Annotated in this window: 14 protein-coding genes, 1 tRNA gene and 1 pseudogene; 15 read left to right on the top strand and 1 reads right to left on the bottom strand. The window is 67.0% G+C overall.

Features of this window, described 5'->3' with window-relative positions; all coding sequences use genetic code 11:
- Positions 1 to 106: 106 nt before the first annotated feature.
- Complete coding sequence (locus tag ABS78_RS23170) at positions 107 to 403, bottom strand: hypothetical protein (protein ID WP_293385382.1); 297 nt, start codon at positions 401 to 403, stop codon at positions 107 to 109.
- Positions 404 to 593: 190 nt separating this feature from the next.
- Between ABS78_RS23170 and ABS78_RS23175 the strand changes: the two genes are divergently transcribed.
- From ABS78_RS23175 to ABS78_RS23245, 15 genes and pseudogenes are all read left to right on the top strand, one after another.
- Positions 594 to 669, top strand: a tRNA-Trp gene (locus ABS78_RS23175).
- A gap of 76 nt (positions 670 to 745) precedes the next feature.
- The gene (gene secE, locus ABS78_RS23180; protein WP_293385386.1) at positions 746 to 1,042 is read left to right on the top strand and encodes a preprotein translocase subunit SecE; all 297 of its coding nucleotides are present in this window, start codon (positions 746 to 748) and stop codon (positions 1,040 to 1,042) included.
- Positions 1,043 to 1,044: 2 nt separating this feature from the next.
- Positions 1,045 to 1,614 (top strand): transcription termination/antitermination protein NusG, encoded by a 570-nt coding sequence (gene nusG, locus ABS78_RS23185; protein ID WP_293385389.1) that lies wholly within the window; start codon positions 1,045 to 1,047, stop codon positions 1,612 to 1,614.
- A gap of 275 nt (positions 1,615 to 1,889) precedes the next feature.
- On the top strand, positions 1,890 to 2,321 hold the full coding sequence (rplK, locus tag ABS78_RS23190) for a 50S ribosomal protein L11 (RefSeq protein ID WP_293385392.1): 432 nt from the start codon (positions 1,890 to 1,892) through the stop codon (positions 2,319 to 2,321).
- Positions 2,322 to 2,325: 4 nt separating this feature from the next.
- Entirely contained in the window at positions 2,326 to 3,015 is a 690-nt protein-coding gene (gene rplA, locus ABS78_RS23195; protein ID WP_293385396.1) for a 50S ribosomal protein L1, read from the top strand.
- Between the two features lie 132 nt (positions 3,016 to 3,147).
- Complete coding sequence (locus ABS78_RS23200; RefSeq protein ID WP_293385399.1) at positions 3,148 to 3,660, top strand: GNAT family N-acetyltransferase; 513 nt, start codon at positions 3,148 to 3,150, stop codon at positions 3,658 to 3,660.
- 50 nt (positions 3,661 to 3,710) lie between these two features.
- The gene (locus ABS78_RS23205) at positions 3,711 to 4,784 is read left to right on the top strand and encodes a hypothetical protein (protein ID WP_293385402.1); all 1,074 of its coding nucleotides are present in this window, start codon (positions 3,711 to 3,713) and stop codon (positions 4,782 to 4,784) included.
- Between the two features lie 3 nt (positions 4,785 to 4,787).
- The gene (locus tag ABS78_RS23210; protein ID WP_293385404.1) at positions 4,788 to 5,612 is read left to right on the top strand and encodes an enoyl-CoA hydratase-related protein; all 825 of its coding nucleotides are present in this window, start codon (positions 4,788 to 4,790) and stop codon (positions 5,610 to 5,612) included.
- A gap of 122 nt (positions 5,613 to 5,734) precedes the next feature.
- Entirely contained in the window at positions 5,735 to 6,448 is a 714-nt protein-coding gene (locus tag ABS78_RS23215; protein WP_293385407.1) for a PEPxxWA-CTERM sorting domain-containing protein, read from the top strand.
- 161 nt (positions 6,449 to 6,609) lie between these two features.
- Positions 6,610 to 7,806 carry an acetyl-CoA C-acetyltransferase gene (locus ABS78_RS23220; protein ID WP_293385410.1) on the top strand — a complete coding sequence of 399 codons (1,197 nt, stop codon included), beginning with the start codon at positions 6,610 to 6,612 and terminating at the stop codon, positions 7,804 to 7,806.
- 7 nt (positions 7,807 to 7,813) lie between these two features.
- Complete coding sequence (locus ABS78_RS23225) at positions 7,814 to 8,245, top strand: hypothetical protein (protein WP_293385413.1); 432 nt, start codon at positions 7,814 to 7,816, stop codon at positions 8,243 to 8,245.
- Positions 8,246 to 8,533: 288 nt separating this feature from the next.
- The gene (rplJ, locus tag ABS78_RS23230; RefSeq protein ID WP_293385416.1) at positions 8,534 to 9,049 is read left to right on the top strand and encodes a 50S ribosomal protein L10; all 516 of its coding nucleotides are present in this window, start codon (positions 8,534 to 8,536) and stop codon (positions 9,047 to 9,049) included.
- Positions 9,050 to 9,095: 46 nt separating this feature from the next.
- Complete coding sequence (gene rplL, locus ABS78_RS23235) at positions 9,096 to 9,482, top strand: 50S ribosomal protein L7/L12 (RefSeq protein WP_293385419.1); 387 nt, start codon at positions 9,096 to 9,098, stop codon at positions 9,480 to 9,482.
- A 179-nt stretch (positions 9,483 to 9,661) separates the two neighbouring features.
- The gene (locus ABS78_RS23240) at positions 9,662 to 10,282 is read left to right on the top strand and encodes a hypothetical protein (protein ID WP_293385422.1); all 621 of its coding nucleotides are present in this window, start codon (positions 9,662 to 9,664) and stop codon (positions 10,280 to 10,282) included.
- Positions 10,283 to 10,584: 302 nt separating this feature from the next.
- Positions 10,585 to 11,133: pseudogene (locus ABS78_RS23245) on the top strand (DNA-directed RNA polymerase subunit beta); the annotation flags it as partial.

Raw genomic sequence — 11,133 nt, forward strand, 5'->3', positions numbered from 1 at the left:
GGTTCGGGCGTGGTGACGAAGATCATCAAGTAGGCCCTGCGCCCACTCGAACACCCAAGCGAAGGGCCGCCCGCTCACGCAGGCGGCCCTTTCGATTCAGGGACCGCTAATCAGGCGCCCTTCGAGCCGTCCCGTCGGTCTGATCGGCCTGGGCGCGGTTCGGAGCCGCTCGCGTCCCGGTGTTGCGGACGGGCGCGCCGCTGGCCGGATCGGTCGCGGTCTTGGTCGAGCGCGCCGAACCTTCGCCGCCGCGAGGCTCCTGCGCCATCCGCGCCGCGCCGCCGGGTTTGAGCTGGTCGTCGCGATTGTAGGCCTGATCGTGCGAGCCCGACTTCGACGGGGGTTCGGTGGACGGGGGTTCGACGGACAGGGGTTCGGCGGATGAAGGACGGTGCGTGCTCATGCCGCTCCAACGCGTGCGACGAGGCTTCGATCCGCGGCAAGAGACTTGAAAACCCGCGCGGGTTCGGCCATACGCCTGCGTCCTACCCGACATCGTTGGAGTCTTCAGTTTTCCAGCCGCCGGTGCGCGGTCGACGGGCGCTTAGCCCGGCGCCGGAAACCGGGACGCCACAGTCGGATAGGGGTGCTGAAGGAGTGTAGCTCAGCTGGTAGAGCATCGGTCTCCAAAACCGAGGGCCGGGGGTTCGAGTCCCTCCACTCCTGCCACCACCTATATGTAGTCGATCGTTGAACCGGAGCGTGGGCGCAGCCCGTGGCTCCAGATGAGAGTTTGAAGCGCCGAATGGCCAGGAAACCGGGACAGACCCCGCAGGCGATGCGGGATCGCGCCGCCAAGACCGCGGCCGTTATGGCCACGCCCGCCGGCGCGGCCCAGCCGCCGAAGAAGAAGACCAGCGTCGCGCAGTTCGCGCGCGAGGTCCGCGCCGAGGCCCGCAAGATCACCTGGACCAGCCGCAAGGAAACCTGGATCACCTCGATCATGGTCGCCATCATGGTGACCTTCGCGGCGATCTTCTTCTGGGTCGTCGATTTCGTCCTGCGTGTGGGCGTGGCCCAACTGCTCAAACTGGCGAGCTGAACATGTCCGAAGCCGCAGTCGCCCCGCCGAAGGGCAATCCCCGACACAAGTGGTACATCGTCCACGCCTACTCGAACTTCGAGAAGAAGGTGAAGGACTCCATTCTCGAACAGGCCAAGCAGCAGGGCCTCGAGGAGAACTTCTCGGAGGTCCTGGTGCCGACCGAGGACGTGGTGGAGATCCGCCGCGGCCGGAAGGTGAACTCCGAGCGGAAGTTCTTCCCCGGCTATGTGCTGGTGAAGATGGAGCTGACGGACGAGGCGTATCACCTCATCAAGAACACGCCGAAGGTGACGGGCTTCCTCGGCTCGGGCTCCAAGCCGATCCCGGTTTCCGAGAAGGAAGTCGAACGGATCGTCGGCGCCATCGAGGAGGGCGTCGAGCGGCCCAAGCCCACCATCTCGTTCGAGATCGGCGAGCAGGTCCGCGTCACCGACGGTCCCTTCGCCAGCTTCAACGGCTCGGTCGAGCAGGTCGACGAGGAGCGTGCGCGTCTTCGCGTCACCGTCTCCATCTTCGGCCGCGCGACCCCGGTCGAACTGGAGTACGGCCAGGTCGAGAAGATCGCCTAGCGATCCCGTCTGCGGCTGCAAGCGGCTTCGAGCCTCCGCGTGAGCGGAGGCTCTGTCGTTTGGGGAAGCGCGGGAGGCGCAGTCGCCGGTTTCCCCCGGCTTGTCGCTGCGCTCGCCGCTCGCAGCGGTCTTCATTGCAATGATCGCTGTTGGCTGATAATGCGGCCCGCTTCGCCGGGTCCGCCCTGCGATCTCAAATCCGTGGGAGGGGCAGGGCCACCGCACCCCGCACCACGGCTCATAACCGGCCGGGCTTCCGGCCATGAGGAGCAAAGATGGCCAAGAAGATCTTGGGCTATATCAAGCTGCAGGTGCCCGCGGGCTCCGCCACCCCGTCGCCGCCGATCGGCCCGGCGCTGGGTCAGCGCGGCGTCAACATCATGGGCTTCTGCAAGGAGTTCAACGCCCGGACCGAGAAGGAAGCGAAGGGCACGCCCCTTCCGACCGTCATCACGGTCTATCAGGACAAGTCGTTCACGTTCGTGACGAAGACGCCCCCGGCGTCGTTCTTCATCAAGCAGGCCCTGAACATCAAGTCGGGCTCCAAGGCGCCCGGCCGCGACAGCGCGGGCAAGATCACGCGCGCCCAGCTGCGCGACATCGCCGAAAAGAAGATGAAGGACCTCAACGCCAACGACGTCGAGGCCGCCGCCAAGATCATCGAGGGCTCCGCCCGCTCGATGGGTCTTCAGATCGTGGAGGCCTAAGACGATGGCCAAGCAACCCAAGCGCATGAAGGCCTGGACCGGCGATACCGCCGTCACCCACGCCCTGACCGATGCGGTGAAGCTGGTGAAGGCCAACGCCAACGCCAAGTTCGACGAGAGCATCGAGATCGCCGTCAACCTGGGCGTCGATCCGCGTCACGCCGACCAGCAGGTCCGTGGCGTCGTGGCCCTGCCATCGGGCACCGGCCGTGACGTGCGCGTCGCGGTCATCGCCAAGGACGCCAAGGCCGAGGAAGCCAAGGCGGCCGGCGCCGAAGTCGTGGGGGCCGAGGACCTGGTCGAAAAGATCCAGGGCGGCTTCATGGACTTCGACCGCGTGATCGCCACCCCCGACATGATGGCCCTCGTGGGCCGTCTGGGTAAGGTTCTGGGCCCGCGCGGCCTGATGCCGAACCCGCGTGTGGGCACGGTGACGCCGAACGTCGGCCAGGCCGTGAAGGACGCCAAGGGCGGCTCGATCGAGTTCCGCACCGAGAAGACCGGCATCATCCACGCCGGCATCGGCAAGGCCTCGTTCACCGAGGAAGCTCTCCAGGTCAACGTGAAGGCCCTGGTGGACGCCCTCAACAAGGCCAAGCCGTCGGGCGCCAAGGGCACCTACATCAAGCGGGTCAGCCTCTCGTCCACGATGGGCCCCGGTTTCAAGGTCGAGATCGGCTCGATCGGCGTCTGATCGGCCCGATGGGCCAGGAATAGGGAAGGCGCGGGTGACTCCCGCGCCTTTTTCGCGTCCGGCGTCGCAGGACAGATATGCCGTTGGCGTGAGAGGCTTAGGGACGCATCCCTATGCTTGAGAGAGCGATACATGCCCAAGGTCGAATTGGAGGCGGCAGGGCCGGAGAAGCGCATGGCCCTCCGCGCGTTGTTCCAGCTCTACACCCACGACTTCTCAGAATTTTGGGCCGGGGACGACAAGGGCGAACTGGACGAGGATGGACGCTTTCCGGACTATCCGTATCTGGACAGCTATTGGACCGACCCGCGGCGGATTCCGTTCCTGATCCGTGTGGACGGCCGCCTGGCGGGGCTTCTTCTCGTCAACGACCACAGCCATTCGGGCCTGCCGGTCGACTTCGCCGTCGCCGAGTTCTTCGTGGTGCGCAAGCACCGCCGGGAAGGCGTGGGGCGTGCGGCGGCTCGCGCGGCGCTTTCCGGTCGTCCGGGGCTGTGGGAACTGGCGGTCGCCCGGAAGAACGTCGGGGCGCTCGCATTCTGGCGTGGGATCGCCGCCGAACTCGCGGATGGGGCCGTCGAGACGCTGGACACGACCGATCGCTGGAACGGGACGATCCTCCGCTTCCGCGTCGCGTCTGCTTAAATTCTGCCCGACCATCTTCTAGACTGCTCCAAAATATATGGAGGGGCAGGATGCGGGTAGGAACGATCTTTGCGGCGATAGCGGCGGCGTTTGCAGGCCTGGTCGGGCCGGCTCAGGCCGAAAGCTTCCACTTCGTGGCCCTGGGCGACACCGCTTACACTTTGCCGCGGGACCTGCCGACCTACGACGCCCTGATCGCGCGCATCAACAAGGCGAAGCCTGCGTTCTCCATCCATGTGGGCGACACATGGGGCGCGATGCCGTGCACCGAAGACAGCCACAGATATGCCCTCGGACAGTTTGCAAAATTCGATCATCCGCTGGTCTATACGCCCGGCGACAACGAGTGGACCGACTGCCGCAAGCCCGAAATCATCGAGGCCTATCTCCGCTACCTGGAAGGCAAGGCTACGCCGCAGGACCTGGGGCTGCTCGCGCCGGCCCAGACCTTCGAGGGGGCTTTCTCGAGTTATGGCTACGCCGATCCCGTGGCGGGCCTGCGCCTCATCCGGAAGCTCTACTTCAAGGAGCCGCGGAGCCTCGGGGCGCGCACTATGCCGCTCCTGCGCCAGACCGACGTCGCGCCGGCGTTCGAGACCGCCGAGAACACGCGCTGGGATAAGGGTGGGGTGGTGTTCGCCACCCTCAGCGTGCCGGGATCCGCCAACGGCTTCACTTTGAACGACGAAACGCGAGCCCGTGAGGCCGTCGCCCGCAACCGGGCCAATGTGGATTGGATCAAGGCCGCCTTCGCCGAGGCCAAGGCCAAAGACGCCAAGGCGGTGGTGCTGGCGCTGCAGGCCGGGATGTTTGTGGAAGGTCGGGGCGGCGACTTTACCGGCAAGGCCATACGGGGTGGCGACGACGGGCCCTTCTACTGGATCGTCTACGCCATTCGCGAGGAGGCGGCGAAATTCGGCAAGCCCGTGCTGCTGATCAACGGTGACTTCCACGATCTGGTGATCGATCGGCCGTTCATGGTCAGCCAGGGAGAGGAAAAGCCCCCCCGCTACGCCAACATCAACCGGCTCCAGGTCTACGGCGCGCCCGAACTCAAGGCGGTGCAGGTGAACGTCGATACCGAAACGCCCTGGGTCTTCAGCTTCCAACCCCTCTACAACTGACCCATGGACCTCAAGACCACCCGCTACGAAGTCGCCGACGGGGTGGCCGTCGTCACCTTGTCGCGCCCGAAGCGTCGCAACGCCTGGACCGGGCGGATGCACACGGAATACCGCTGGATCCTGCGCGAGGCCGACCACGATCCCGCCGTGCGTGTCATCGTGGTCACCGGCGATCCCGAGGGAAACGCCTTCTGCGCCGGCGCCGACCTCCAGGCGCTGGAGGGGCATTCGGCCAAGGGCGGCTATGATTCCGGCACGCCGGAGGACATCGCCGAACCCGGCCATGGCGTCGATCCGGCGTTCGACGCCACGTTCGCCTATCACTTCGGGATCGGGAAACCCGTGATTGCGGCGATCAACGGCGCGGCGGCGGGCGTGGGCCTGGTGCTGGCGGCCTTCGCCGACCTGAGGTTCTGCGCGCCGGGGGTGAAGTTCACCGCAGCGCATGGCCGGTTCAATTTCCCCACCGAGTTCGGCCTGTCGTGGGTGCTGCCGCGCATCGTCGGTCTGACCCATGCCAACGACATCCTGCTGTCCAGCCGGGTGTTCACGGCGGAGGAGGCGGACCGCATGGGATTCCTCAACCGTATCGTCCCTTCCGAGAGGCTGATGGACGAGGTTACGGCCTACGCCCGCGCGCTGGCGGCCAGCGTCGCACCGGGCTCGGCCCGCGAGTCCAAACGCCAAATCTATCGCGACCTGCACCGCGACGCCGCGGCCTCGGTGCGCGCCGCCGAGGCCCTGCTCGTCGAGATGTCGAAGACCGCCGACTACAAGGAAGGCGTGAAGGCCTGGATGGACAAGCGACCGCCGGTCTGGACGGGCTGACGCTTTCTGCGCGCAACGCTCGTCGGCTTATCTCCTGCAAGGCGAATGAAGTTGACCGGGCAACCGGCGCGAAGAGAGCTGGCGGTCGCGCGGAACTCGGATTCTCTCTAGGGGCATTTTCAATGAAACTCGGATTCGCCGCGGTCGCCGCGGCTTGCTTCGTCGCGGGTGGGGCTCAGGCCGCCACCTCCATCTACTTCAACGATTTCAGCGATGGTTTCGACAGCGCCGTGATTGCATCCGGCGTGACGGTGACGAACCCGTCCGCCAGCTTCGCCACGCTGCCGACGGCCGCCGGCGGAGCGTCGGGCGGCATCTATCATCGGACGGACGCGGGCGTGGTGACGTTCACGCTCTCCAACCTGCCGAGCCACGACAAGCTGTATCTGAACTTTACCGGAATCCTGGTGGACTCCTGGGACGGCGGCGGCTCCAGCTCGGTGGCGCCCGATTTCCTCCGGGTGACGATCGACGGCGTGCAGCACGACATCACCGCCGACAACTACAACAATTGCTGCGCGCAATTGGATGGCGGGACCGAGACCTACTACGGCAATTTCTTCTACAGCAGCTGGAATGATCGGGTTTTCTCCAGCGCGGTGTACGAAATCGCCCACACGGGTTCGACCTTCACCTTCAGTTTCCAGGCGGCCGGATCGGGCTTCCAGTTCGGCACGGACGAAAGCTGGGCCATCGACAACCTGTCGGTGACGGCCGATCTGACGAACGGCGGGGGCGTGGGCGGCGTGCCGGAACCGGGGACCTGGGCGCTCATGATCCTGGGCTTCGGCGCTGCGGGCGCCTCGCTGCGGCGTCGCCGTGCGGCCCTGGCCTGATGGAGCGGGCCGGCGCGCCTCCGGTGCGCCGGCCGCTTGAAAGACTGCGGACATGGGGCTGTGGTCCGACCGTATGGACGAGCTGACTGGGTAGGGCGGGCTTGACGCGACCTTCGCAGACCCGCAGGGACCATCCGCAAATTCAGGAGGAAGCCCAGCCCATGCGTCGCGCCGCCATCGTCAGCCCTATCCGCACCGCCGTCGGCAAGTTCCAGGGCAGCCTGTCCAGTATGACGGCCGGCGACCTGGGCGCGGTTGTCCTGCGTGCGCTCGTCGAGCGCACGAAGCTGGACCCGATCAAGGTGGACGATGTGATCTTCGCCCAGGGCTACGCCAACGGCGAGGCGCCCTGCATCGCCCGCTGGTCCGCGCTGGCCGCAGACTTCCCGATCGAGATTCCCGGCTACCAGCTCGATCGCCGCTGCGGTTCGGGGCTTCAGGCCGTGGTCGATGCGGCGATGATGGTCCAGACCGGTGTGGCCGACGTGGTCATCGCCGGTGGCGTCGAGAGCATGAGCAACACCGAGTACTACTCGCTCGACATGCGCAACGGCGCACGGGCCGGCTCGGTCACCATGCACGACCGCCTGGCCCGCGGCCGGGTGATGAGCCAGCCGATCAGCCGCTTCGGCGTGATCTCCGGCATGATCGAGACGGCCGACAACCTCGCCCGCGACTATCAGATCAGCCGTGAGGAGGCCGACGAATACGCCGTCATGAGCCACCAGCGCGCGACGAAGGCTTGGGCCGAGGGCAAGTTCGACGACGAACTGGTGCCCGTCGCGGTGCCTCAGAAGAAGGGCGACCCGATCGTCTTCGCCAAGGACGAGGGTGTCCGCGCCGACGCCAGCATGGAGACGCTGGGCAAGCTGCGCGCCATCGAGAAGGACGGTGTCGTCACCGCCGGCAACGCCAGCCAGCAGAACGACGCGGCCGCCGCCTGCCTGGTGGTGGCCGAGGACAAGCTGGCCGAACTGAATCTGGAGCCGATGGGATATTTCGTGAGCTGGGCCGCGGCCGGCTGCGACCCCTCGCGCATGGGCATCGGCCCGGTGCCGGCGGTGAAGCGCCTGTTCGAACGCACCGGCCTGGGCTGGGACGACATCGATCTGGTGGAGTTGAACGAGGCCTTCGCGCCGCAGGTGCTGGCCGTGCTGAAGGGCTGGGGCTGGGACGATCGCGACCGGCTGAACGTCAACGGCTCGGGCATCAGCCTGGGCCACCCGATCGGCGCCACCGGCGGTCGCATCCTGGCCAATCTGCTCCGCGAACTGAAGCGGCGTGACGGCAAGTACGGCCTGGAGACGATGTGCATCGGCGGCGGCCAGGGCATCGCGGCGATCTTCGAGGCGGCGTAAGCCCGTCGTGACGCCGGAGGAGGTGCGCCGCGTCTTCGAGGCCGTGGTTCCGGATCTGGATGCCTTCGCCGCGCCCTGGAGCCTGATCGGCAGCGGGGCGCTGATCCTGCTGGGCGTTCCGCTGGACGAGGCCGCCGACCTGGACGTGGTTACGGGCGTCGACGGGGCGGGACGGTTGCGCAGCGCCTGGGCCGGCTGGCTCGAGCCGCAGGCGCCCAAGGCGCCTGACGGGCCGTTCCGTTCGCAGGATTTCGCCCGCTACGCCACGCCCTGGGGGCCGGTGGAGGTGATGGGCGGACTGCACGTTCGCGGCCGGCGGCTCCCGGTGGTCGGGCCGATCCCCTCGGCGGAGGAACAGCTCCGCATCCTGCGGCTCTTCGGACGGCCGAAGGACCTGGCCAAGGCGTCCCGGCTGGAAGCCTGGATGGCGGCGGGTTGAGTTTCGCCACCGCTTCGTCTATAGGCCCGCGCTTCGTCGATCCCTTCCGGGGGGAGGCGTGGACGGAAGGGCTTCGGCCTTTCCATCCTGTCCAAGAACTGCGCAGCCGCCGGGGTCGCCGGAGGTCGTAACGCGAGGAGGGGCCCCTCCTCAGGCGCAGGGAGACGGGAAGATGACGGCCCGATCGCCACCCGAATGGGCGGCGCGCGGCCTGCGGCTTTCCTCATCGGACAGGTGCTTGCGGCGTGCGCAATCCCGTGCGCGCCGAACCTGAGTATGGAGACCGCAATGGACCGCGCTCAAAAGCAGGAAGCCATCGAGGCGCTCAAGGGCGTCTTCGCTGACTCCGGCGCCGTGGTCGTGACCCACTACCTGGGTCTGACCGTTGCGGAAATGACCGATCTCCGCGGCCGCCTCCGCAAGGAAGGCGCGCAGCTCCAGGTGGTGAAGAACACCCTGGCTCAGAAGGCGCTGAACGGCTCGGTCGGCGAAGCGGGCGACGCCCTCTTCACGGGCCCGGTCGCGATCGCCTTCGGCCCGGACCCTGTCTCCGCCGCCAAGGTCGCGACCCAGTACGCCAAGGACAACGACAAGTTCAGCGTCGTCGGCGGCCTGATGGGACAGCAGGTCCTGGACCAGAAGGGCGTCAACGCCCTGGCCACCCTGCCGTCGCTCGACCAGCTCCGCGGCAAGATCATCGGCCTTCTGCAAGCTCCGGCGACCAAGGTCGCGGGCGTCCTGCAGGCTCCGGCCGGCCAACTGGCGCGCGTCTTCAACGCGTACGCGACCAAAGACGCCGCCTGATCGGATCATCTTCCCCGACAACCTCTACCTCTAAGGAATCGAACACATGGCCAATCTCGAAAAGCTGGTGGACGAACTGTCCGCCCTGACCGTCCTGGAAGCCGCTGAGCTGTCCAAGCTGCTGGAAGAAAAGTGGGGCGTCAGCGCCGCTGCTCCGGTCGCCATGGCCGCCGCTCCGGCTGCCGGTGGCGCCGCTCCGGCCGAAGCCGCCGAAGAGCAGACCGAGTTCACCGTCGTGCTGACCGCCGGCGGCGACAAGAAGATCAACGTGATCAAGGAAGTCCGCGGCGTCCGTCCGGACCTCGGCCTGAAGGAAGCCAAGGACCTCGTCGAAGGCGCTCCGCAGAACGTCAAGGAAAACATCTCCAAGCAGGAAGCCGAAGAGATCAAGAAGAAGCTCGAAGAAGCCGGCGCTTCCGTCCAGATCAAATAGTCCGGCGAAGCCGGAGGATCGCGGACGCGTCGCGTCCGGATCCAGACGATATGCCGAAGGGCCGGGAGTGATCCCGGCCCTTTTCTCATGCCCTTGCCCCAGGGCCCCCAAACGGGGGAGGGCGTCGACATGATTTGGGTCCATCTTCCAGGAGAGATCGGATCGGAGGGGGCCGAACCATGCGCGGAATCCTGGGCCTTGCGCTCGTGTCGGCGCTGACCGGACTGGCGGCGCCTGCGCTCGCCCAGACGGCGGCCGAGATCAACCGGCTGAACCAGGCCATCCAGATCTGCAATTCCGCCGGCGCGGCGGCGATCCCCGAGTGCGCCCAGCTCAACGCTCGCGTGGGCCTGCCAGGACCGCGCGGCTATGGCGCGCCGGCTGCGCCGATGGGCCTGGGCGGGGTGGGCGGCGGCACGACCGCGGGCATCCTGGGCGCGCTCAACGCCGCCATGGCCACGCGCTCGCCGGCGCCGGTCGCGGCTCCTGCCGCGCCGGCCGTGAACTCCCAGGGCGTCGCCGATTGTGTCCGCAACGCCGCCGGCGACACCGCCGCCATCCAGATATGCCTGGCGAACGCCAGCGCGCCGCGTCCGGCGGCGCCCACGCTGGGCGGCCTTCCGGCGCCTCGTCCGGTTCCGACCCTGGGTCAGCCTCTCCTGCCGTCGGCGCAGCGCAACTACGACACCGCAACGGCGATCCACCAGGGCGGGCAGAACTATCACGCCTGTGTGGCGGCCAATCCCGGTAACTGGCAGGCCTGCCTGCCGCTCCTGAACGGCGGCGCCGGACCGCGCTGACTCGCGCCGGTCTTCCTGGCGACAGGCGCGATTTTCCCGGCAGGGGGCTTCACAAGCGAACGGAAAGGGCCTATTTCCCGCCGTTCGCGAAAACACCTCCGATTCACATCGTTCGATGCGGCCTTCGCGCGTGCAGGCCCCGAGGCATGGTCCGTCGCCCTCCGACCATGCGAAGGGGCGCTCCCGACGACACGGGGAGCCTTCCAGGGTCCGGCCTCCGCTCTTGGAGGTCCGACAGGGCGGACCCGGAATGACAGCACTCGACGCCCGGACTCCCGTCCAGGCGTCCTCAAGGGATCAAAATGGCGCAGTCCTTCACCGGTAAGAAGCGGATCCGGAAGTCTTTCGGCCGCATCCCTGAAGCCGTGCAGATGCCGAACCTGATCGAGGTTCAGCGCTCGTCGTACGAGCAGTTCCTGCAGCGCGAAGTCCGCGCCGGTGAACGGCGCGACGAAGGCATCGAAGCGGTCTTCAAGTCGGTCTTCCCGATCAAGGACTTCAACGAGCGCGCGGTGCTCGAATACGTCTCCTACGAGTTCGAGGAGCCGAAGTACGACGTCGAGGAGTGCGTCCAGCGCGACATGACCTATGCCGCGCCGCTCAAGGTGAAGCTGCGCCTCATCGTCTTCGAGACCGACGAGGAGACCGGCGCCCGCTCGGTGAAGGACATCAAGGAGCAGGACGTCTACATGGGCGACATCCCGCTCATGACGGAGAAGGGCACCTTCATCGTCAACGGGACCCAGCGCGTCATCGTCTCGCAGATGCACCGCTCGCCGGGCGTCTTCTTCGACCACGACAAGGGCAAGACCCACGCCTCGGGCAAGCTGCTGTTCGCCGCCCGCGTCATC

The organism is Phenylobacterium sp. SCN 70-31 (assembly GCF_001724605.1).
Lineage (GTDB): Bacteria > Pseudomonadota > Alphaproteobacteria > Caulobacterales > Caulobacteraceae > Phenylobacterium.